The sequence below is a fragment of the Qipengyuania xiamenensis genome (assembly GCF_019711495.1).
GTDB lineage: Bacteria > Pseudomonadota > Alphaproteobacteria > Sphingomonadales > Sphingomonadaceae > Qipengyuania > Qipengyuania xiamenensis.
This window is the reverse complement of record NZ_JAIGNM010000001.1, coordinates 415539-436854: the sequence shown is the minus strand read 5'-3', so window position 1 is coordinate 436854 and position 21316 is coordinate 415539. Positions and strand designations below refer to the sequence as shown.

The window sequence follows — 21316 nt, the reverse complement described above, 5'->3', positions numbered from 1 at the left end:
TAGCGGCTGGGACTTAGCACACATCGCTGGAAACCCCCTGACCCGGAGCGCCCATGGCCCTGTCCGCATTCTCGCACGCGCAACCCAAAGACGCGACGGGAGTCATCGTCCTCGCAGATGGCACCTGCATCTGGGGCAAAGGCTTCGGCGCCACCGGTTCCGCGGTGGGCGAGGTCTGCTTCAATACCGCCATGACCGGCTACCAGGAGGTGATGACCGATCCCTCATATGACAGCCAGATCGTCACCTTCACCTTCCCGCATATCGGCAATGTCGGCGCGAACGAGGAAGACGTGGAGAGCCGCGGCCTGGGCGCTGTCGGCCTGATCGTGCGGCAGGACGTGACCCGTCATTCGAATTTCCGCGCCCGCGACGAGTTCGTCGAATGGTGTGCGAAGCATGGCAAGATCGGCCTTTCGGGGGTCGATACCCGTGCGCTTACCCGCCGTATCAGGGCGCAGGGCGCTCCCAATGCCGTGATCGCGCACAATCCGCGCGGCCAGTTCGACCTGAAGGCGCTGAAGAAGCAGGCGGCGGAGTGGAGCGGGCTCGAAGGCCTCGACCTCGTGCCCGGCGTCACCCGCGACGACCGCGAGGACTGGAAGGGCGGCTACTGGCAGCTGGGTACCGGCTATGCAGAGGCCGACAATGCCAAGCCCCATGTCGTGGCAATCGACTATGGCGCCAAGGACAACATCTTCCGCAACCTCGTGAGGGCCGGCGCGAAGGTCACGGTCGTGCCAGCGCGTACCAGTCTCGAGGATATCCTCGCGCTGCAGCCCGACGGGGTTTTCCTGTCGAACGGTCCCGGCGATCCGGCTGCCACTGGCGAATACGCCGTCCCGGTCATCCAGGGCCTGCTCGAACGCGATATCCCGCTGTTCGGCATCTGCCTCGGCCACCAGATGCTCGGCCTCGCGGCTGGCGCGAAGACCGCCAAGATGTTCCAAGGTCATCGCGGCGCCAACCACCCCGTCCAGCGCGTCGGGGAAGGGTGGGGCGAGAGCACCGGCCTCGTCGAGATCACCAGCATGAACCACGGATTCGCCATCGATGTCGAAACGCTGCCCGAAACGGTCGAACAGACCCACGTTTCACTCTTCGACGGCACCAATTGCGGGATCACGATCAGGGGCAAGAAGGCGTTCGGAGTTCAATACCACCCCGAGGCAAGCCCCGGGCCGCAGGACAGTTTCTACCTGTTCGAAAAATTCGTGGGGATGCTCTGATGACCACTTTCAAGCACACGCATTCAGCGGTCGTGGCGGCGGTACTGGCTTTGTCGCTCGTAGCCTGCGGTAGTTCCGATACTGCATCGCAGGCAGCAAATGGCGAGGCAGGTCCTGCAGCAGTCCCTCAGGTCGATACCGGCTGGACTGTCGGCACCGACGATAACGGCGCCTTCCAGCTGAAGCGCCAGCTGAACCAGCTGACACTCGCTTACTCGCTTGCACCGGGCTCGAATGGCCCGCGCGCTACGGTGCGCGCCTCGGTGTTTCCCTGCATGAACGGCGAGGGGAACGAGATGGCCGAGGAAAGCTTCACGCCTATCGATGACGAGAGCGGCCAGATCATGACCGTGCGCGACCGGATCGATAGCGTCGTCGGAAAAGTGGCGGCCAAGTGCCGCATCCCGGACGAGGTCCGGACCAACATCACCGCCGGATTCGACGGCAAGTATTTCTCCACCGACAGCCAGCGCGCAGCGATCAGCGGATCATAGACGAAAGCTCCCATGCCCAAACGCACAGACATTTCCTCGATCCTCGTAATCGGCGCCGGCCCGATCATTATCGGCCAGGCGTGCGAATTCGACTATTCCGGCACGCAGGCGATCAAGGCGCTGAAGGAAGAGGGGTATCGGGTCATCCTGGTGAACTCGAACCCCGCCACGATCATGACCGATCCGGAAATGGCCGACGCGACCTATGTCGAGCCGATCACACCCGAGATCGTCGCCAAGATTATCGAAAAGGAACGGCCCGACGCGGTCCTGCCGACGATGGGCGGGCAGACGGCGCTGAACTGCGCCCTGTCGCTGTTCAATGACGGCACGCTCGAGAAGTTCGGCGTGCAGATGATCGGCGCAGATGCCGATGCCATCGACAAGGCCGAAAACCGCCAGCGTTTCCGCGAGGCTATGGATGCTATCGGCCTGGAAAGCGCGCGCAGTGGTGTCGCGAACACGGTCGAGGAAGCCTATGCCGTGCTCGAGCGCACGGGCCTGCCTGCCATCATCCGCCCCAGCTTCACGCTTGGTGGAACCGGCGGCGGCATCGCCTACAACAAGGCCGAGTTCGAGCGTATCGTTCGCGAAGGCCTCGACGCATCGCCCACCACCGAGGTCCTGATCGAGGAATCGCTCCTCGGCTGGAAGGAATACGAGATGGAGGTGGTGCGCGACCGCAAAGACAATTGCATCATCATTTGTTCGATCGAGAACGTCGATCCGATGGGCGTGCATACCGGCGACTCCATCACGGTTGCACCGGCGCTGACGCTGACCGACAAGGAATATCAGATCATGCGCACCGCCTCGATCGAGGTGCTGCGTGAAATCGGCGTGGAAACAGGCGGTTCGAACGTACAGTTCGCAGTCAATCCTAAGGATGGCCGCCTCATCGTCATCGAGATGAACCCGCGTGTCTCGCGGTCTTCGGCGCTCGCATCGAAGGCGACCGGCTTCCCCATCGCGCGCGTCGCGGCGAAGCTCGCTGTCGGCTACACGCTCGACGAAATCCAGAACGAGATCACCGGCGCGACGCCGGCAAGCTTCGAACCGACCATCGACTATGTCGTAACCAAGATCCCGCGCTTCGCTTTCGAGAAGTTCAAGGGTTCGAAGAACGAGCTCTCGACCGCGATGAAGTCGGTCGGCGAGGTCATGGCTATCGGTCGCTGTTTCGCGGAATCGATGCAGAAGGCGCTTCGCGGTTTGGAAACCGGCCTCGACGGCTTCAACCGCGTCCCCGAACTCGAGGGCGTCTCGAAGGAAAAGATCACCGCATCGCTCAGCCAGCGTACCCCCGATCGCATCCTCAAGATCGCGCAGGCATTCCGCGAAGAATTCACCGTTGAGGAAATCGCGCAGATCACCGGTTTCGACCCGTGGTTCCTGCGCCAGATCGAAGCGATCATCTACGAAGAGAACATGCTGGGCCACAACGGCCTGCCGCGCGATGCGACGGAAATGCGCCGCCTGAAGGCGATGGGCTTTTCGGACAAGCGCCTCGCCACGCTGGCGGTCCGCTCGGTCGGTGTCGCTGGCGGCATGGCCGAGACACAGGCCCGCCGCTCGGGCCTGCTCCACGACGCGCTGCGCGCGATGGCTGGCGCGACGAGCGAGCAGGAAGTGCGCAAGCTGCGTCACAAGCTGGGCGTCTATCCGGTCTACAAGCGCATCGACAGCTGCGCCGCCGAATTCGAGGCAATCACGCCGTATATGTACTCGACCTACGAAGCCCCGAGCTTCGGTGAGGCCGAGGACGAGGCCGATCCGTCCGATCGTAAGAAGATTGTCATCCTCGGCGGCGGCCCGAACCGCATCGGACAGGGTATCGAATTCGACTATTGCTGCGTCCACGCCTGTTTCGCTTTGGCAGAGGCCGGGTTCGAGACCATCATGGTCAACTGCAATCCGGAAACGGTTTCGACCGATTACGACACTTCGGACCGCCTCTATTTCGAGCCGCTGACCGAAGAGGACGTGCTCGAGATCATGCGCGTAGAGATGTCGAAGGGCGAAGTGGTCGGCACGATCGTCCAGTTCGGCGGCCAGACGCCTTTGAAGCTCGCCGCCGCGCTCGAACGTGAAGGCATTCCGATCCTCGGTACCTCGCCCGACGCGATCGACCTTGCCGAAGACCGCGAGCGGTTCGCCAGGCTGGTCAACAAGCTCAACCTCAAGCAGCCGCTCAACGGCATCGCCAAAAGCCGCGACGAGGCTGCCGCAGCCGCTGCGCGCATCGGTTATCCGGTGCTCCTCCGCCCGAGCTACGTGCTCGGCGGCCGCGCGATGGAAATCGTCGACAGCGAACCGCAGCTCGATGACTACATCAACACTGCCGTAAACGTGTCTGGCGACAGTCCAGTGCTCGTCGACCAGTACCTGCGCGACGCGATCGAATGCGACGTCGACGTAATTGCGGATGGCAGCGAAGTCCGCATCGCTGGCGTCATGCAGCATATCGAGGAAGCAGGCGTCCACTCGGGCGACAGCGCCTGCACCCTGCCGCCCTACAGCCTCTCCGATGATATCGTCGAGGAAATGGAGCGCCAGGCCACGGCACTTGCCGAAGCGCTCGACGTTCGCGGCCTCATGAACGTGCAGTTCGCGGTCAAGGATGGCGAGGTCTACCTGATCGAGGTCAACCCGCGCGCCAGCCGCACGGTGCCTTTCGTCGCCAAGGCCATCGGCCAGCCGGTCGCCAAGGTTGCGGCACGCGTCATGGCGGGCGAACCGCTTTCGGATTTCGAGCCCTTCAACCTGCGGCCCGATCACATGGCGGTGAAGGAAGCCGTCTTCCCCTTCGCCCGCTTCCCCGGTGCGGACCCCGTGCTTTCGCCCGAGATGAAATCCACCGGCGAGGTGATGGGCATCGACCGCGGTTTTCCTGCGGCGTTCTACAAATCGCAGCTGGGGGCGGGTATGCGCCTGCCGACTGAAGGCACGGTGTTCGTCTCGGTCAAGGACAGCGACAAGGAAGTCATCCTTCCGGCGGTCAGGACCATACTCGAACAGGGCTTCAAGGTCATTGCGACCGGCGGAACCCAGCGTTTCCTCTCGGAGCAGGGGCTCGACGTGGAGCGGGTCAACAAGGTCGCCGAAGGACGTCCGCACATCGTCGATGCGATTATCGACGGCGAAGTGGCGCTGATCTTCAACTCCACCGAGGGCTGGCAGTCGCTTCTGGACAGCAAATCCATCCGTGAAGCGGCGCTGGAAAAGAAGCTTCCCTATTACACCACTGCGGCCGGAAGCCTGGCCGCGGCACGGGCGATTGCAGAGGTTTCGACCGAGCAGCTTGAAGTGCGTTCCTTGCAAGACTATTATAGCTGACAAGAACACACGCGTACCCCTTCCTCACATTCGACCGCCCAAGGCTCCGCAAATTCGCGGACCGGGTTCGAATTGTCCGGGGAGGGGCCGCAAAGCAGGAAGGATTGAAGCCCCATGGAAAAAGTGCCCATGCTGGCAGAGGGCTATGAGAAGCTGACCGCAGACCTCAAGGTGCTGCGTGCAGAACGGCCCCGTATCGTCGATGCGATCGAGGAAGCGCGTGCACACGGCGACCTCTCGGAAAACGCCGAATACCATGCCGCCAAGGAACGCCAGGGCCAGGTAGAGGCGATGATCGGCGATCTCGAGGACAAGATCAGCCGTGCGCAGATTATCGATCCGACCACGCTGTCCGGCGACAAGGTCATCTTCGGCGCGACCGTGACCCTGCTCGATGAAGACGACAAGCCGGTGAAGTACCAGATCGTGGGCCAGACCGAAGCCGATGCGAGCAAGGGTCGCATCAGCTACACCTCGCCGATCGCACGAGCGCTGATCGGCAAGCAGCTGGAAGACGAAGTGGAAGTCACCGTGCCGAGCGGCGACAAGTTCTACCTGATCGAAAAGATCGAATTCATCTGATCTTCGTCGCGCGACTGAATATGAAAAACCCCGCCACGTGCTGGGTTTTTTGTTCAGGCGGTGCGGATGCCTCGTGCCGGTTCGATGGTTTTCACCATCGCCCAGTTCGTGATCTCCACGCCATCGATTTCGAATGTGCGCTTCTTCATTGCCGTGTAGCCGGCGCTTTCGAACGCAGGCTTCGCGATGTGGCTGGCCTCGGTGAAGAGATGGGTGATCCCGTGATATTTGGCGTATAACGCTGCCGTCTCGAGAAGACTGGTGGCCAGTCCTTCCTTCGTGTGATCGGGATGGCAGTAGAGATGGTCGAGATGACCGGTCTGCTCCAGCATCGCATAGGCGACCGGTTCGTCGTCCTCATCGGTGGCGATGAAGATCTGCGTCCCTGCGTCGGCCTGCGCCTGGTAAACCTCCGGGCCGGCGAAATTCGCCAGCCACGCTTCTACCTGTTCTTCGCTGTAGGCATCCGGTCCGATGGCTCCGATCGCTGCACGGCCAAGTTCGGCGAGCGCTTCCGCATCGCCTTCCTCGAATGAGCGGATCGAATAACCCATCGTGTTTGTCCTCAGGCCTCGGGATCGAGCAGCTTGTGGAGGTGGACGATGACGTATTTCATTTCGGCATCGTCGACCGTGCGCTGCGCGTTGCCGCGCCATGCGCTCTCTGCATTTTCATAGGTGGAATATACGCCGGCGACGTGGATGCTCTCGGGATCCGAGAAGGTGACGCTGCGCGGATCGGTCACGCGTCCGCCCATCACCAGGTAAAGCGTCTGCTTGCTCTCTTTTTCTTCCATGATCGGTTCTTTCGCTTGGGGAGGAAATTCGGCCACGCCAATAACGAAAGCGGCGCGACAGGCAAGCCCGTCACGCCGCTACGTGGTTTTGGTTTAGATTCGGTTTAGTTGGTCAGGCGCGCGCGAAGGTCGCGATAGGCACGCGAAGATTTGCGGCTTGCGCGGCGGCTGCTCGAGCGGACGGTGTCGCCCATCGAATCGAGGCGATAACCGGCGTCGCGCTTGATGCGGCGGGCCTGCGTGCCGGCTGCGTCGCTGAAATCTTCGAACTTGTCACCGGCACCTTCGATCATCGAAAGGCCGTATGCGATGGCGGCATCGGTCGCATAGGATGCGAGCGAACCACCGCGACGACCGAGCTCGCGACCGCGGCGGGTCATGGCACCGATCGCGAGACCGACGACGACTGCGCCCGCGACGGTGGCAACCGGATGCTTCTTGGCAAATTCGATCGCGCTGTCGGCTACGTCCTTCGCCTGGTCGGCAAACGAGCGTTCTTCGTTGCGGCGTTCACCTGCTTCGATGCGGGCGCGCAGCTGCTGGCGCTTCTCCTCATCGGTCAGCTTGCTGTCTGCGCTGATCGGGGTGACGTTGCTTTCTGCTGTGTCGGACATGGGTAAACCTCTTGAATTCGTGTTCGTAGGTATAACGGTTCGCGAGGGGTCAGCGTTCCGGCCCAGTTGCGGTTTCGTCCCAATCCTCGTCCTCTTCGTCGTTCGAGAAGCCCAGCATTTCGAAAAGCGGGTTTCTCGCAAACCAGACGACGATAGCAGCCAGCAACGCGGCAAGGGCGCCCTTGTTGTCTTCCGCCACGTCGATGGCTTCTTCGTAGAGATCCATCGCGCCTTCGGTCACCCGGTCCATCGCACGTTCGCCGAGGCCCTTGTGGGCGAAATCGGCCTTGATGTGCTCGATATCGGCTTCGACCAGTGCCCGTGCGGAATCGCGCAGGTATTTGTCTTCGATCATGCGTGCCTTGCGATCACTCATTGTCGCCGTCCGAAAAAGCGTCGCGGATGTCTTCGATGCGTCCCTTGAGCAGCCTGAGCAGGATCACTCCGGCCACGATCAGGGCAATCGTCACGACTGCCGTAGCGCCCCAGGGGCCGAGCATCGGCATGAGTGCAATGACGGCACCGACGGTGAAGGCGATCAGGGCGAGGTGGAAAACGCCAAAAGCGCCAAGCCCGAAAGCAATGGCGCCCTTGAGGCGATTGGCCGTGAAACCGGCGCGGCTCTTCTGGTAGGCGACTTCCGCTTCGGCGTAAGTCTTCCCGTCTTCGAGGAGGGCGAACAGGTCGTCGGCAAGCGAGGGACCGTGATGTCCCTCGTCTTCCTCTTCCGGTTCGTAATCGTCGGGCAGGTCGAGCGGACCTTCATAGTCCGGCCGTTCCTGAGTTTCGCTATCTATCATCGAGCCCCCGGCTGCTGATTGCTATCAGCGACGGAATAGGCGCGAGATCAGGAAACCTGCAACAGCGGCGATGCCGATTGCGGTGCCCGGGCTCTTGCGGACGAATTCGCGGCCATCTTCGACGAGATCATCGACGCTCTTCTGGTCGAGCTTGCTCGCGTAATCGTCGAGCGCGGTCGAGGCGCTGCGGGCATAGTCGCCGTACTTCGCGCCCAGCTTCTCGTCGACCTGATGAGCGTTTTCGGTGATGGTCTTGCTCAGCGAACGCAGGCCTTCGCTGGTCTTCACCTTGCCCTCAGTCGCGAGTTCCTTGCCCTTGACCTTGGCATCGGCGCCATAAGCCTTGGCATCGGCGACCCAGTCTTCGCTCTTGCCCTTGGCCTGGCCGCGATAGGCTGCAGCGCGTTCCTGGCCTTCGGCCTTGAGAGCGGCTGCACCTGCCTTGGCTTCTTCGAGCGCAGCGTTGAAGCGGCTCTTGGCTTCTGCGCGATGCGGGTTGGCGGGGGTGGTGTCGGTGGTTGCGGTGTTGGTCACTGGGGTCATCTCCTTGGCAGTGCTGGTCTTGGCCACGGTCTTGCGCGGCTTTTTCGCAGTGCCTGTTTTCTTTGCGGTGGAAGTCTTGCGCTTCTTCGGAGCGCCTGATGCGGTGGTTTCTGCCATTGCTCTCGTCCTTGCCCTCAATTCGTATTCATTTCCCGGCGTTTGTAACAAACCGGGTCTTCTATGGTGCAACGCAACTTGCGCGCCGTTGTTCCGGCGAATAGAGCGCTTTCCAACCCTCGATCTGGGGGTGTTCTAGTGAATTACAACACCTGTCTCCGGAGTCTCGCTTCCAATGACCGCAATCATCGACATCCACGCCCGTGAAATCCTCGACAGCCGGGGCAATCCCACGGTCGAAGTCGACGTATTGCTCGAAGACGGAAGCTTCGGCCGTGCGGCAGTGCCATCCGGCGCCTCGACCGGCGCGCATGAGGCGGTCGAGCTGCGCGACGGCGACAAGGCGCGTTACCTTGGCAAGGGCGTCACCAAGGCGGTCGACGCCGTCAACACCGAGATCCGTGACCTGCTGATCGGTAACTTCGATGCCGAGGACCAGCGCGATATCGACCACTCGATGATCGCTCTCGACGACACGCCCAACAAGGGCCGCCTCGGTGCGAACGGCATTCTCGGCGTCAGCATGGCCACGGCGAAGGCCGCGGCAAACGCGCGCGGCCTGCCGCTCTACAGCTACATCGGCGGCGTTTCGGCGCATGTCCTGCCGGTCCCGATGATGAACATCATCAACGGCGGTGAACACGCCGACAACCCGATCGACATCCAGGAATTCATGGTCATGCCGGTGGGCGCCGATAGCCTGTCGGAAGCCGTGCGCTGGGGTGCCGAAGTGTTCCACACGCTCAAGAAGAAGCTGCACGAGAAGGGTCTCGCCACCTCGGTCGGCGACGAAGGCGGGTTCGCCCCTAACCTTGCCGGTACGCGCGATGCGCTCGACTTCATCATGGCTTCGATCGAACAGGCCGGGTTCAAGCCGGGCGATGACATCCTCCTCGCACTGGATTGCGCATCGACTGAGTTCTTCAAGGACGGCAAGTACGAAATCTCGGGCGAGAACCTGTCGCTGACCGGCGTGGAAATGGCCGAATATCTCGACAAGCTGTGCGCCGACTATCCGATCCGGTCGATCGAGGACGGCATGGCCGAAGACGATTTCGAGGGCTGGAAGGCCCTGACCGATCGCATCGGCGCGGATGTCCAGCTTGTCGGCGACGATCTCTTCGTCACCAACCCGCAGCGCCTTCGCGAAGGTATCGACCAGGGTCTCGCCAACTCGCTGTTGGTGAAGGTCAACCAGATCGGCACGCTGACCGAGACGCTAGACGCGGTGAACATCGCGAACCGCGCGGGCTACACGGCAGTCATGTCGCACCGCTCCGGCGAGACCGAGGACGCCACCATCGCCGATCTCGCGGTCGCCACGAACTGCGGCCAGATCAAGACCGGCAGCCTCGCGCGCAGCGACCGGCTCGCCAAGTACAACCAGCTCATCCGCATCGAGGAAGAACTGGGCGACAGCGCGCTCTACGCAGGTCGTGACTGCCTCGGAAAGATCGTCTGCTGAAAGCCTAGCTGTCGGCCCGGTTCTTCGGGTGCAGCCAGTACTGATAGACACCCCAGCCGTTGATGAGCAGTAGCAGGCCGTTCATCGCGGCAAGGGGCAATGCGTCCTCGGTCAGCCCGATGTATATCCACAAGGTCGACACGAGGCAGAACAGGACAAATCCCCAAGCTGTCGCCCGGCGGCCGAGATCGAATGCGATCATCGATGCGGCGAGGACGGTGCCGATCGAGGCAATCCACTCCAGTGGTCCGTTCATGATTTCCTCTTTCCCATGTTTGCCACGACGCTTGCCGCAAGCTAGCGTTCCGGAAATGCTCTTTGTGGGAGAGGGGCTTGGCACAATTTCCGGTTCATCCTGACGAGGTGACGCCCGACTGGCTCGGAGCCAGTCTGGACGCGCATGTTTCATCGGTTCGCTGGGAGCCGATCGGTACGGGTCAGGTCGGCGACAGTGTCCGATTCCACCTGGAAGGCAAGGGCGTGCCCGCAACATTGGCCGGCAAGTTTCCGGCTGCCGATGCGGCCAGTCGCGGAACCGCAGTCCAGTTCGGTCTCTACCGCAAGGAAGTGGAATTCTACCGACAGGCGGCACCCCTGATCGACGTCCGCGCGCCGGCTGTTCATTTCGCCGGGGTTACGCAGGACGGCGCGGAATTCTGCCTACTTTTCGAAGATCTCGCGCCGGCACGGCAGGGCGACCAGATCGCGGGTTGCGAGATCGAGGATGCACGACAGGCGATGCGGCAAGCCGCCGCCATCCACGCGCCTAGCTGGGGCAGGGCCGACATCCTGCAGGCCGAGTGGGTCCAGCCACCCGAAAATCTCGGCGCTACGGTCAGCGCGATGTATCCCCAAGCCCAAGCCATCTTTCGCGAGCGTTACGGAACCTCGTTGGAGCCTGACCTGATGGAGTTGTGCGACGGGCTAGCAGACCGCGCCGAGAAGTATTTCCAGCGCGATGCCGAGCCAAAGTGCCTCGTTCATGGCGATTTCCGGCTCGACAACATGCTCTTCGACGTGCGGGGCGGTACGGAGCCCATCGCCGTCCTCGACTGGCAGACGACGACGGTCGGCAGCCCCATGAACGATGTCGGCTATTTCCTAGGCTGCGGGATCGGCCAGCTCGGCCTCGATCATGAAGCCGAACTGCTCGATCTCTACTACGCCGAAATGGCGAAGCGCGGGGTCGAAATGGACCCGGGCCGGATGAAGCGCGAATATTGTCTCGGCATATTGCACGGGGTTTCGACCGCCGTGTTCAGCGCTGCCTTCGTCGAACGGACGCCTCGCGGTGATGAAAACTTCCTGTCCATGGCGCGCGGAGCCTGTTCTCTGGCGCTTCGCCACGATAGCCTGTCGGTGCTTGAGGAGACCTGATCATGGCGCTTTCCAAAGGGGATGAATTCCCGATCCACCAGACGGCCGAGCCGGTCGCCTACGCGGGGACGGATCGGAATTTCTACGATCGCTATTTCTTCAACGGCTATGCGCCAGACGGTAGCGGTTTTTTCGCGCTGGCATTCGGCGTCTATCCGCATCTCGACGTCGCCGATGCCCATTTCAGCTTCATTCGTGGTGACACGCAATATTGCCTCCACGCCAGCGCGGAAATGGGGATGGAGCGAATGTCGATGCGGGTCGGCCCGATTTCGATCGAGGTGATCGAGCCGCTCCACGCCCTCAAGGTCACGATCGACGAGACTGACGGTATTGCCGGGGAGTTCACCTTCACCGGCCGCGCTTTCCCGATCGAGGAGCCACGCTTCACCCACCGCATCGGTCCGCGCGCCTTTATGGACTACACGCGCATGACGCAGAACGGCCACTACGAGGGCTGGATCTCGCTGGATGGTGAGCGTCACGAAATGGCGGAAGGAACAGCGGGAACGAGAGACCGCAGCTGGGGCGTAAGGCCCGTTGGTGCGCGCGACACGCAGCCCATGCCGGGAGCACCGCTGCCGAGCTTCTTCTGGCAATGGACCCCGATCAGTTTCCCGAAGGGGAGCCTGTTCTTCCACGTCAATAACGACACTCAAGGCGAGGCGTGGAACACGCGCGCGGCCTGGGCGCCCGACGGGGCAGATGCCCGGGACATCGCGGAAGGCCACGGCAGCATGCGCACTCGGCTTCAGGCTGATACGCGCTGGCCGTCAGGCGGGACGCTTTCGCTTGCCGTCATGGGCGCACCCGAACAGGTCACCTTTGAACCGCTCGGACGCTTCCAGATGCGCGGGCTTGGATACACCCATCCCGAGTGGAGCCATGGCTTGCATCATGGCCGCTTGGAGGTCCAGCGCGAGGACATCGCCCTCGAGACCCTGGACCCGCTCGCGCCAGAGAACCTGCATGTGCAGACGCTCGTCAGGGTGTCCGGCAATGACGGCAGCGGGGGAATCGGTGTTTTCGAACAGTTGATCATCGGCCCGTTCGCCCCGCTTGGGCTCACGGGCATGGTCGACGGGGCGTCCTAGGCCGCGAAGCGGCCCTGAAGATCGAGCAATGCGAGCGCAGCCTTGGCCGCTTCACCGCCCTTGTCCTTCTTGGACGGATCTGCGCGTACGATAGCCTGCTCTTCGTTTTCGACCGTGATGATGCCGTTGCCTATGGCAATGCCGTCCATGGTCAGCGCCATGATGCCGCGTGCGCTCTCGCCTGCCACGATCTCGAAATGATAGGTCTCGCCGCGGATGACCACGCCGATGGCGACGAAGCCGTCATAGCGACCGGTTTCGGCTGCCATCGCGATCGCACCGGGAATCTCGAGTGCGCCGGGAACGGTGAGGACCTCCACGCTGTGTCCGGCTGCCTCGAGCTCGGCCTTCGCGCCGGAAACCAGCATGTCGTTCAGATGGTCGTAAAACCGTGCTTCGACGATCAGGAAATTGGCCATGGGGTTCACTCCGGAATGGGCATGTGGTCGACGATATTGAGGCCATAGCCTTCGATCGCGACGACGTTGGGTTGCGAATTGCTGAGGAGGATCATGTCCTCGACACCGAGGTCGGCAAGGATCTGCGAACCGATACCGACGTTACGCTCGGCCTCGCTTTCGCCATAGCCTGCCGCGGGACGTCCGGTGATGATCACGATCACGCCCGAGCCATGTTCGCCGACGGCCTGCATCGCGCGCTGCAGGGTGCGCTTGCGGGGTCCGGGCTTGCCGAGGACGTCGTCGAAGATCGAGATCGGATGCACGCGGGTGAGGGTGGGGGCGCCTTCCTTCACTTCGCCTTTCTGCAGAACGTAGCTTTCGCTGCCGTCGACCGTGTTGCGATACGTCAGCATGCGCCATGCGCCGCCGTAATCGGAATCGAAAGTGTCTTCGGCAATGCGCTCGACGAGGTGGTCGTAGCGCATGCGGTATTCGATGAGGTCGCGGATCGTACCGATCTTCATGTCGTGCTTGCGCGCGAAGGCGACGAGATCGTCGAGACGCGCCATGGTCCCGTCGTCCTTCATGATCTCGCAGATCACGCCCGAAGGATTGAGGCCGGCAAGGCGGGAGATGTCGACTGCTGCCTCGGTATGACCGGCGCGGACCAGGACACCGCCGTCACGAGCGGTGAGGGGGAAGACATGGCCCGGCGTGACAATGTCGTCAGGGCCCTTGGTGGGGTCGATGGCAACCGAAACGGTGCGCGAGCGATCGGCAGCGCTGATACCGGTGGTCACACCCGTCTTGGCTTCGATCGAAGTCGTGAAAGCGGTCTGCATGCTTTCGCGATTGTCGCGGCTCATCGGCTCGAGGCCGAGCGCTTTCACTCGCTTCGAGTCGAGCGACAGGCAGATCAGCCCGCGGCCATGCGTCGCCATGAAGTTGATGGCATTGGGCGTCGCCATCTGCGCGGGGATCACGAGGTCACCCTCGTTCTCGCGGTCCTCGTCATCGACCAAGATGAACATGCGGCCATTGCGGGCTTCGTCGATAATCTCTTCCGCGCCGACGATGACCGGTGTCTCGTCATTGGCTTCGAGGAATGCCTCGAGCTTTCCAAGCGTTTCTGCGGTCGGGTTCCAGCCCTCCTCGGCGCAATCGCGCAGCGTATTGGCGTGGAGCCCGGCGGCGCGGGCGAGGCCGGCACGGGTCATGAGACCGTTGCCGACAATGGTGCGGACCTTTTCGATCGTGTTCATGGCTGCCGCGCCTATCACACTAAAATGTGATGCGCAACGTGACTACACATCGAATGTGACCAAAGGTGCGTGGGCGCGCGAAAGAGCGCCGTATCGAAACATCTGAAAGGGAGGAAAATGGTGGACGCACTAGGGCTCGAACCTAGGACCCGCTGATTAAGAGTCTCGAGTCCTTGTCTGAGCTATGTATCTCTTGGGTGCGCTAGAGATCGCAACTATCTGAATCATTGTGAATTATCTCACCGATTTGCGTTGATAATGGTTGATGGGATTCGCTCGATTCTGCTACCTAGTTGCTACTTGAAATGAGGTAGCGATGAAGGCCAAACTTACTGTTCGTTCGATCCAAGCCCTGAAGGCACGGCCAGCCGATTATGTTGTCTGGGATACCGAAGTGCCAGGGTTCGGATGCAAGGTTACACCGACAGGACGAAAGAGCTTTCTGCTCTACTATCGCAACAAAGATGGGCAACAGCGCAAGCCCGCAATCGGTCGATTTGGGGCAATTAAACCCGAAGCCGCGCGCGAGATCGCCAAGCGCTGGCTTGCCGATGTGGCAGGTGGGGGAGACCCTTCGAAGTCGCGCCAGCAGGACCGTCTAGCTGTGAGTGTCTCTGATCTTTGCGATCGGTATATGGCCGAGCATGCGGAGACGCGGAAGAAGGCCAGCTCAATTCGGAACGACCGGAGACTCATAGAATCTCATATCAAGCCAATGTTCGGCAGCAAGAAGGCTGCATCTATCGCGCGATGTGATGTCGCGGCACTACATCACTCGTTGAGAGCGACGCCATACGAAGCCAATCGTGCGCTAGCCCTTCTGGGAAAAATGTTTGGATTGGCAGAAAGATGGGGGGTCCGGCCTGATAATTCTAATCCGGCCAAGAATATCGACCGCTATAAAGAAGTGAAGCGCGAGAGGTATCTCTCGAACGTTGAGCTGCAAAGACTTTGGGGGGTCCTCCAATCTGAAGACGCCGAAGCTGTGGTTTCAGCAAGCGCGATCGCTGCAATTAAGCTGCTCATTCTGACTGGCCGTCGACTTTCAGAAATCCTTTCGCTCAGATGGGAGTGGATCGATTTGGACACGGGTACGATGCGTTTGCCAGATACAAAGAACGGTGCGTTGCTCGTATCATTGTCGGATGGAGCTATCGAAATTTTGAGTGAACTGAGGGCAAGTGCAAGTGGTCGAAGCGTGAGTGATGGTCAAAATGTAGAGATCAATCCTTTTGTAATCTCCGGCCAACGGAAAGGCGCTGCTTTGGTAAATCTACAGAAGCCTTGGCGAAAAATACGCGGATTGGCGCAACTCGATGACGTTAGATTGCATGACCTGCGCCACACTTATGCAAGCGTGGGAGCTGGTATCGGTCTCAGCCTTCCGCTGCTTGGGAGGCTCCTAGGCCATACGCAAGTTGCGACTACCAGCCGCTACGCCCACCTTGCGCAAGATCCGGTACGCGTAGCTGCGAACGAGATCGGCAATGAGATTATGCGAGTTGTGGGCTAAAAAATGTCTTCATACTTCAGGCGCGTCGACAGTACGGCGACACTAGAAATGCGATCTCAACTATCGCTGTTCGGGGTTAAACTGGGACCAGCGGTGACAATGCTGGACTAAGATGAGTGCACCACTGTGGTGGACCCGAAATGCCTGGCGGCGCACTAGAACTCCCGGATACGTCTCCCATCGAACCCTAACGATGGAGACCAGAATGCAAACGACCTCTCTCTTGAATCCCGTGGAAGCTGCTCGCTTTCTTGCCCTCTCTCCGAAAACCTTGGCCCGCTGGCGTTGGGCAGGGAAGGGACCAAAATACATTAAGCTGGGTAGTGCGGTCCGCTATTCGATGGACGAGCTTGCCGCGTTTGTTGGCGCTGGGGAGGTTCAGTCATGAGTGCTCCCCAAGACGATTTCATGGAATTGCCAAACTCTTTTTTGGATATCGACAAAACCGATCTCTGGACCGTCGATTCCCAGATGAGATCCCTGAAGCCTGGAGAGACAATCTGGACCCACTTCCCCATTCGGGATGGCACCGGTGAGTTGTGGTCCTCTGATGGCAACAGCTGGGCCAGCTCACTACTTTTCAAGAGGGGAGGTCCTCACTCGAGGATTTCTGGACTTCCTCTGCACATCAAAGTGGTGGGCTATTTCGTGCGCGCTTTGTGCCTCTGGCAAGGCCCAAGATTCAAGCTGGCCGATTGGAAAGAGCTACCAGCCGGAAAGAAAATGATGCTCTCTCCGGTCCAATGCGAAAAAGAACAAGAATTGGCGGACTTTCGCGTTGGCTATTTTCGCCGAAATGGCACCGGCCAGTTTCAACTGATCAATGAAGAAGATGGCTCTTTGTGGGTGGGACGGGCTTAGAGAGTAGCCCAACCGCCCCCACCCCTTCGACGTAAAGCATATTCGATTTCTGACTTTTTTCTCTTTTTCATTCATTTGGCTTGGAATTCAAAAAAAGAGAAAAAAGTAAGAAATCATATCGCCTAGAACCCAACCTGCAGCAGGAAAAGACTGACGATGGCATCGCGCGAACCCTTTAATTCAATTTTGCAACTTGAAATAGGCGAGAGCATGCTTGTGGATGCAAGGTCTGGTGAGGATATATACCAGGCGTTCAAGCGTTACAAAAAACGTTTCTCGACGTGGCGACAGAAGCAACTGTCATTTGTGGCCGAAATAATTGACGGGCGCATCGAGGTTACGCGGACAGAATTTGGCAAGAACAAGAAGCTGTGGCGGTGGGAGGCGATGAAAGCTGGTGAGTACATCGTTCTTGCAGAAGACCCCAGCGAAAGCGAAATTCGCGCCGCTCGCAACAGTGCGAACTACCTCATGAGTGTGAAAAAGGCGGGAGGAGTTTGGACTGTACAGCAGGATAGGTGCGGTCGCCTGATTGTACGTTGCATGGCGGACAAAGAAGGTGGCGCAGTTGATCGTATAAAGCCGATCAAGGAAACTCCATCAGAGAAAGCGGAGCGATTGGCCAACGTTTATCGCTACCTTTCGGATTGCATTCGTTTCGAAGCGAGACACGCAGCAATCCCATTGCGAGACCGAATGATGAGCCGAGCAGCTTTTCTCGATGAGGAGGTGAGGGCTTTGGAAGCCGGATTTGTTGGATAGTAGCGAGCCCAACAAAAAGAACGCGAGAGGTTCAGGGTAAATCGGCCGCTGAATCGGGGCGGATAAATGCCTGTGACCCTCGTCTTTGTACTGGGGATGAAACGTGCAAACCCCTTTACATGTTGAGGTTTCACTAGACTAACTGCCTTATGCGTTTTTTTTCCGATGGCCCCGACATCCCTTCACATTTGCTGGGGCAACAAGCACAAGGAAACGTAGTTTTCTTCTGCGGTGCCGGTGTCTCGATCCCAGCCGGTCTCGATAGTTTTTGGCAGCTCACAGACCGGATCGTAACTGCTCTGGATTCTGAGGAAGGTCGCGAGGCACTTAATGAAGATGCTGACTTTGATCGCATCTTCAATCTGCTGGTTAAGCGCTACGGTAGGGAGGAAGTCGACCGTCAAATTTTCCTAGCTTTGGGTACAAAGCGAGCCAAGACGCTCGCCCATCACCGGGCTATATTGCATCTCGCCAAAAACGCCGCCGGTGCCACTCAGCTTGTTACGACGAACTTTGATCTCCTGTTTGAGCGGGCCGGTTGCAAGTCCGCTAAAATTATACCTCCGAACCTTCCGAACTTAGAGCTTAACAGAACGCTTGAGGGCATCGTCTATTTGCATGGACGTCTGGTAGACACAGATAAGGCAGACCCTCGGTACGTCATAAGCAGCGCAGATTTCGGTCGCGCATATCTAGCAGAAGGCTGGGCCGCGAAATTCGTCCGTGAACTAAGGGAAACCTTCACCTTGGTCTTCCTAGGCTATAGCGCCGACGATCCTCCCATGCGTTATCTGCTGGAGGGCATGCACGACCGTGAGGGGGTGAACTATGCGAACCCAATTTACGCGTTTGCTGCGGACGATCCTAGAGCAGACAACGAAGTCTGGATCGACAGGGGCGTCACGCCGATTATTTACGATCCTACCGACCGACATGCAAAACTTTGGGAAACAATTCACGCTTGGTCCGAAGCTGCGACCAATCCTGATGCCTGGACGGCGAAGGTGCTTTCACTCGCACAAGCCGGTCCACGGGCAATAGAACCACATGAGCGCGGCCAAGTCGTCGAACTGGTTAGCAACAAGAGAGGTGCGGCAGCCTTTGCCAAGGCCGAGCCAACCCCTACGTCTGAATGGCTCTGTGTATTCGACCCAAATGCAAGATATGCCGCGCCGCGCAAGGTTAGCTGGGAAGACGATGCGCCTGAGCTAGACCCTCAATCGGTTTATGGATTGGACTCGGACCCTCCGAGGCCACCAAAATCAGAGAATCGATTATATCGCTCTTATGCGAAAAATCCTCTTCAGTGGAATGAGCAGGATGGAGAAGGCTTTGACCAGCCGACCCTTCAAGGAACGTTCCAGATCTTTCATCGCCGTCTTCCCGCGCGGCTGCATCATCTCGCTAGCTGGTTCGGTAAAGTATGTGGCGAACCAGCGGCAATCTGGTGGTCGGCGGGTTGGAGCAGAATTAGCCAGCACCTGATCTGGTTTGTTGCGAGGCGACTGCGTGATCGACATGGAGGAAAACTGCCCGAAGCTGCAGCTGACTTTTGGAGCTACTATCTCGAGCATCTGGACAGCTTTGCATTCGACGAGCACGAGTACCGCTGGTTCGAATTTGAAGGACTTTTGAAGACGCTTGGCTGGACCGGACATTCGCTCCGGTATTTGGAGCGGTGTTTAAGCCCTACGGTGATTTTTTCGCGGCCTTCCATGGGATCGCCGATCCCTCCGGATGGTGATTGGGACAAATTGTCATTCTCGGAAGTGGCGTCCCTTAGCGTCAAGGTGTTGGATCGGCACAATACCAAGCTTCCCATCCCTGACGAGCAACTCTCGTCCGTCTTAAAATTGCTGCGCAACGCCCTGCTCAAGATGAGTGCGTTGCTTGACGAGGTTGAAGATAGATTTTGGAGACCGCCTAACCTTCATCCGTCACAAAAACCGGGCGAGAGGTATCATGGCCGCAAAGAGCAGTTGGTAATTTGGTTCAGCCAACTCTTCGAAAGTCTGGCGTCAACAGACTTGGCATCTGCGCAGGCTGAGTGGAATGAGTGGCCGAAATTTGGACATCGAGTTTTTACGAAGGTCGGATTGTGGGCCGCGTCGATCGATGGTGTCGCTGATAACGCGTCCGTATTCAGACTACTTCAAAACCTCTCTGCCGAGGACTTCTGGACTTCCGATAACCAACGGGACGTATTGCTGCTTTTGAAGCAAAGGTGGCCGTCCTTCACAATCAAGCAGAGACGTGCATTGGAGCGTCGTCTCGAGGATGGGCCACCACACTGGCCTTATCTGGAAGATGAGGACTATCCCCGACGCAAAGCTAGCCACGCCGCAACGCGGCTACGTTGGCTCGAACTGAACGGGTGTGTTTTGTCAAAACCTGGAGCGAATGCGCTACGTCGGCTCAAGAATGTGGACAAGAGATTCACCGATCAATGGGCTGAGACTGCTGACGAAAGTCTCGGTCCACGAGGAGGTTTGATCGCCGAGGACACCGACACGCAAGGACTCGAAGTTTTCCCGGTATCGAAGATCATTGAAGAAGCTGAAAAGCGGACTGGGGAGAACTTTGGTGAATTGAAGCACTACCGACCCTTCAAAGGGCTGGTCGAAACCGAACCCTTCCTTGCTCTCAGCGCTCTGAGGCGACGCCTAAAAGACGGAGACTTTAATCCGAGGTATTGGGATGATCTTCTGAACAGCTGGCCGAAACGGACGCCGCTTCGCCTGCGTTTGTTGCTTGGACTTACTCTGGCGAATCTGTCCAACGAGCAAATTTTGCATTTGAGGTACTCCTCAACTGCATGGCTCCAGAAAAATCTACCGGTCCTCTATCGCGTCCGCCCTAAGCACGGCTTGTCGATCTGCGATGGCGTCATACAGGCATTTGAAAGCGCCTCGCCTGAGTTTACGAAAAGTAGTGTGAGCAGTGCAAGCGTCGATGGGGAGAAGCAGCAGGAGTCGGCGGCCTCCCGAATGAAAGTAATTAATAGTCCGGTCGGTCACTTGACGGAGGCGATATGGTCTTTGACTCCGAAAAATTCCGAAGCGCCAACAGAGCTGTCCTCCGATATTCGGGAGAGACTTGAAGCGCTCTGTCGGGTCCCCGGCGACGGTGGGCATCACGCTGTAGCTTCGTTATTGATCCGGCTGGATTGGATCATATTCAAATATCCCCAGTGGGCGAACCAATTTATTCTGCCGATGTTAGACCTCCGGTCTCCGAAGAGCGAAGCCGCGTGGCACGGTTTCGTATTGGGACGGAATCAGCTACCGAATAGCGTGTGGGAGCAAATAAGGGATGATCTTCTTGCAATCCTTCGATCGGAATCCCCCTGGAATATGGGAAAAGAGGGTCGCAAGAGTCTGATCAGCATGGCTGTTGCGCTATCCAATCCGAATTGGTCCACCACCGGTGCGATCCTCTCTTTCAGTGACGTGCGACGCGTCCTCAAGACAGTGGGGGAGGAAGAACGCGGACATGCTCTGTGGGAGCTAGGAAACCTTTGGCGAGAACCTGCGCAGTGGCAAACGTTCATCAAGCCATTCCTCGAAAAGGCTTGGCCCCTGGAGAAACGTTTTCGCAGTGAGCAAAGCACACGCGGGTTTATTCATTTGGCTGACAAGGCGGGAGAACACTTTCCCGACCTTGTCAAAACCGTGAAGCGGTTTCTGAAGCCTGTCGCTCATGCGGATACTTTTACGTACCGTCTTTCGAAAGACACGAGGGGGGAAGATAGCCATATTAAGAAACATCCGCATGAAGCCATACTCTTGCTTGATGCGATAACAGGAGATGACAGGGTAAGCGTCCCTTATGGCCTGGCCGAGTCACTCGAAATTTTGGGTGAGATTGATCCTGCGGTCAGACAGACTGGTGAGTTCCGACGGCTGCGCAACCTTGTCGATTAGTCTTGAGCGCGCAAATTTAGGAAAAAATCCGGCGGTGCATTTGAGGGATGGTTGGTTAGGGAGCCGACCTAATGACGCGCAGAAAGGTGTTACCCTTCACCAAGCTACCTATTCGCTACCTAGGGTAACGATGAGTTGCTCGCTTGA

Annotated in this window: 21 protein-coding genes; 12 read left to right on the top strand and 9 right to left on the bottom strand. The window is 59.0% G+C overall.

Annotated features, from left to right (window positions below; translation table 11 throughout):
• Window positions 1-53: 53 nt before the first annotated feature.
• The 4 genes from carA (at window position 54) to greA (ending at window position 5641) form a co-directional block, all read left to right on the top strand.
• A complete protein-coding gene (carA, locus tag K3165_RS02155; RefSeq protein WP_221547224.1) occupies window positions 54-1229 on the top strand; it encodes a glutamine-hydrolyzing carbamoyl-phosphate synthase small subunit in 1176 nt (391 codons plus the stop codon).
• Window positions 1229-1723 carry a hypothetical protein gene (locus tag K3165_RS02150; RefSeq protein WP_221547223.1) on the top strand — a complete coding sequence of 165 codons (495 nt, stop codon included), beginning with the start codon at window positions 1229-1231 and terminating at the stop codon, window positions 1721-1723. Before carA ends, K3165_RS02150 begins: the two co-directional genes overlap by 1 nt.
• 12 nt (window positions 1724-1735) lie before the next feature.
• Window positions 1736-5059, top strand: a complete 3324-nt coding sequence (gene carB, locus K3165_RS02145) for a carbamoyl-phosphate synthase large subunit (RefSeq protein ID WP_221547222.1) — start codon at window positions 1736-1738, stop codon at window positions 5057-5059.
• A 114-nt stretch (window positions 5060-5173) separates the two neighbouring features.
• Entirely contained in the window at window positions 5174-5641 is a 468-nt protein-coding gene (gene greA / locus K3165_RS02140; RefSeq protein ID WP_221547221.1) for a transcription elongation factor GreA, read from the top strand.
• Window positions 5642-5694: 53 nt separating this feature from the next.
• Here greA and K3165_RS02135 read toward each other — a convergent pair whose 3' ends face one another.
• The 6 genes from K3165_RS02135 to K3165_RS02110 all read right to left on the bottom strand — a co-directional run bounded on the left by K3165_RS02135 (window position 5695) and on the right by K3165_RS02110 (window position 8511).
• On the bottom strand, window positions 5695-6195 hold the full coding sequence (locus K3165_RS02135; RefSeq protein WP_221547220.1) for a GNAT family N-acetyltransferase: 501 nt from the start codon (window positions 6193-6195) through the stop codon (window positions 5695-5697).
• A gap of 11 nt (window positions 6196-6206) precedes the next feature.
• Entirely contained in the window at window positions 6207-6437 is a 231-nt protein-coding gene (locus K3165_RS02130) for a DUF4170 domain-containing protein (RefSeq protein WP_160595036.1), read from the bottom strand.
• Window positions 6438-6541: 104 nt separating this feature from the next.
• Window positions 6542-7051, bottom strand: a complete 510-nt coding sequence (locus K3165_RS02125; RefSeq protein ID WP_221547219.1) for a hypothetical protein — start codon at window positions 7049-7051, stop codon at window positions 6542-6544.
• 49 nt (window positions 7052-7100) lie between these two features.
• Complete coding sequence (locus tag K3165_RS02120; RefSeq protein ID WP_221547218.1) at window positions 7101-7427, bottom strand: hypothetical protein; 327 nt, start codon at window positions 7425-7427, stop codon at window positions 7101-7103.
• On the bottom strand, window positions 7420-7851 hold the full coding sequence (locus tag K3165_RS02115) for a phage holin family protein (RefSeq protein ID WP_221547217.1): 432 nt from the start codon (window positions 7849-7851) through the stop codon (window positions 7420-7422). The genes K3165_RS02120 and K3165_RS02115 overlap by 8 nt, the downstream gene beginning before the upstream one ends.
• 24 nt (window positions 7852-7875) lie before the next feature.
• On the bottom strand, window positions 7876-8511 hold the full coding sequence (locus tag K3165_RS02110) for a hypothetical protein (protein WP_221547216.1): 636 nt from the start codon (window positions 8509-8511) through the stop codon (window positions 7876-7878).
• Between the two features lie 175 nt (window positions 8512-8686).
• Between K3165_RS02110 and eno the strand changes: the two genes are divergently transcribed.
• On the top strand, window positions 8687-9976 hold the full coding sequence (eno, locus tag K3165_RS02105; protein WP_221547215.1) for a phosphopyruvate hydratase: 1290 nt from the start codon (window positions 8687-8689) through the stop codon (window positions 9974-9976).
• Between the two features lie 4 nt (window positions 9977-9980).
• Here the strand turns inward: eno and K3165_RS02100 are convergent, their stop codons facing one another.
• The gene (locus K3165_RS02100) at window positions 9981-10232 is read right to left on the bottom strand and encodes a hypothetical protein (RefSeq protein WP_221547214.1); all 252 of its coding nucleotides are present in this window, start codon (window positions 10230-10232) and stop codon (window positions 9981-9983) included.
• 77 nt (window positions 10233-10309) lie between these two features.
• Here K3165_RS02100 and K3165_RS02095 point away from each other — a divergent pair, with 77 nt between their 5' ends.
• Both K3165_RS02095 and K3165_RS02090 read left to right on the top strand, forming a co-directional pair.
• Window positions 10310-11353, top strand: a complete 1044-nt coding sequence (locus K3165_RS02095; RefSeq protein WP_221547213.1) for a phosphotransferase family protein — start codon at window positions 10310-10312, stop codon at window positions 11351-11353.
• 2 nt (window positions 11354-11355) lie between these two features.
• Window positions 11356-12447: an Rv3169 family protein gene (locus tag K3165_RS02090; protein WP_221547212.1), complete on the top strand. Its 1092-nt coding sequence runs from the start codon at window positions 11356-11358 to the stop codon at window positions 12445-12447.
• On the opposite strand, the gene ribH is transcribed toward K3165_RS02090, so the two are convergent.
• Together ribH and ribB are read right to left on the bottom strand one after the other, a co-directional pair.
• A complete protein-coding gene (gene ribH, locus K3165_RS02085) occupies window positions 12444-12866 on the bottom strand; it encodes a 6,7-dimethyl-8-ribityllumazine synthase (RefSeq protein WP_221547211.1) in 423 nt (140 codons plus the stop codon). The genes K3165_RS02090 and ribH overlap by 4 nt on opposite strands.
• Before the next feature lie 5 nt (window positions 12867-12871).
• The gene (gene ribB / locus K3165_RS02080) at window positions 12872-14110 is read right to left on the bottom strand and encodes a 3,4-dihydroxy-2-butanone-4-phosphate synthase (RefSeq protein ID WP_247713853.1); all 1239 of its coding nucleotides are present in this window, start codon (window positions 14108-14110) and stop codon (window positions 12872-12874) included.
• 316 nt (window positions 14111-14426) lie between these two features.
• Here ribB and K3165_RS02075 point away from each other — a divergent pair, with 316 nt between their 5' ends.
• The 5 genes from K3165_RS02075 to K3165_RS02055 all read left to right on the top strand — a co-directional run bounded on the left by K3165_RS02075 (window position 14427) and on the right by K3165_RS02055 (window position 21169).
• The gene (locus tag K3165_RS02075) at window positions 14427-15623 is read left to right on the top strand and encodes a tyrosine-type recombinase/integrase (protein WP_221547210.1); all 1197 of its coding nucleotides are present in this window, start codon (window positions 14427-14429) and stop codon (window positions 15621-15623) included.
• 112 nt (window positions 15624-15735) lie between these two features.
• Entirely contained in the window at window positions 15736-16011 is a 276-nt protein-coding gene (locus tag K3165_RS14215; RefSeq protein WP_425594390.1) for a helix-turn-helix transcriptional regulator, read from the top strand.
• The gene (locus tag K3165_RS02065; protein WP_221547208.1) at window positions 16008-16484 is read left to right on the top strand and encodes a hypothetical protein; all 477 of its coding nucleotides are present in this window, start codon (window positions 16008-16010) and stop codon (window positions 16482-16484) included. The genes K3165_RS14215 and K3165_RS02065 overlap by 4 nt, the downstream gene beginning before the upstream one ends.
• A gap of 156 nt (window positions 16485-16640) precedes the next feature.
• Window positions 16641-17246, top strand: a complete 606-nt coding sequence (locus tag K3165_RS02060) for a hypothetical protein (RefSeq protein ID WP_221547207.1) — start codon at window positions 16641-16643, stop codon at window positions 17244-17246.
• Between the two features lie 149 nt (window positions 17247-17395).
• Entirely contained in the window at window positions 17396-21169 is a 3774-nt protein-coding gene (locus K3165_RS02055; protein WP_221547206.1) for an SIR2 family protein, read from the top strand.
• Window positions 21170-21316: the final 147 nt, after the last annotated feature.

Coding starts and splice junctions, on each gene's coding strand:
- K3165_RS14215 (WP_425594390.1), top strand. CDS start 15,736: ATGAGTGCACCACTGTGGTGGACCCGAAATGCCTGGCGGCGCACTAGA.
- K3165_RS02125 (WP_221547219.1), bottom strand. CDS start 7,051: ATGTCCGACACAGCAGAAAGCAACGTCACCCCGATCAGCGCAGACAGC.
- K3165_RS02120 (WP_221547218.1), bottom strand. CDS start 7,427: ATGAGTGATCGCAAGGCACGCATGATCGAAGACAAATACCTGCGCGAT.
- K3165_RS02150 (WP_221547223.1), top strand. CDS start 1,229: ATGACCACTTTCAAGCACACGCATTCAGCGGTCGTGGCGGCGGTACTG.
- eno (WP_221547215.1), top strand. CDS start 8,687: ATGACCGCAATCATCGACATCCACGCCCGTGAAATCCTCGACAGCCGG.
- K3165_RS02060 (WP_221547207.1), top strand. CDS start 16,641: ATGGCATCGCGCGAACCCTTTAATTCAATTTTGCAACTTGAAATAGGC.
- K3165_RS02055 (WP_221547206.1), top strand. CDS start 17,396: ATGCGTTTTTTTTCCGATGGCCCCGACATCCCTTCACATTTGCTGGGG.
- K3165_RS02135 (WP_221547220.1), bottom strand. CDS start 6,195: ATGGGTTATTCGATCCGCTCATTCGAGGAAGGCGATGCGGAAGCGCTC.
- K3165_RS02075 (WP_221547210.1), top strand. CDS start 14,427: ATGAAGGCCAAACTTACTGTTCGTTCGATCCAAGCCCTGAAGGCACGG.
- K3165_RS02130 (WP_160595036.1), bottom strand. CDS start 6,437: ATGGAAGAAAAAGAGAGCAAGCAGACGCTTTACCTGGTGATGGGCGGA.
- carA (WP_221547224.1), top strand. CDS start 54: ATGGCCCTGTCCGCATTCTCGCACGCGCAACCCAAAGACGCGACGGGA.
- K3165_RS02115 (WP_221547217.1), bottom strand. CDS start 7,851: ATGATAGATAGCGAAACTCAGGAACGGCCGGACTATGAAGGTCCGCTC.
- K3165_RS02090 (WP_221547212.1), top strand. CDS start 11,356: ATGGCGCTTTCCAAAGGGGATGAATTCCCGATCCACCAGACGGCCGAG.
- greA (WP_221547221.1), top strand. CDS start 5,174: ATGGAAAAAGTGCCCATGCTGGCAGAGGGCTATGAGAAGCTGACCGCA.
- K3165_RS02110 (WP_221547216.1), bottom strand. CDS start 8,511: ATGGCAGAAACCACCGCATCAGGCGCTCCGAAGAAGCGCAAGACTTCC.
- ribB (WP_247713853.1), bottom strand. CDS start 14,110: ATGAACACGATCGAAAAGGTCCGCACCATTGTCGGCAACGGTCTCATG.
- ribH (WP_221547211.1), bottom strand. CDS start 12,866: ATGGCCAATTTCCTGATCGTCGAAGCACGGTTTTACGACCATCTGAAC.
- K3165_RS02065 (WP_221547208.1), top strand. CDS start 16,008: ATGAGTGCTCCCCAAGACGATTTCATGGAATTGCCAAACTCTTTTTTG.
- K3165_RS02100 (WP_221547214.1), bottom strand. CDS start 10,232: ATGAACGGACCACTGGAGTGGATTGCCTCGATCGGCACCGTCCTCGCC.
- carB (WP_221547222.1), top strand. CDS start 1,736: ATGCCCAAACGCACAGACATTTCCTCGATCCTCGTAATCGGCGCCGGC.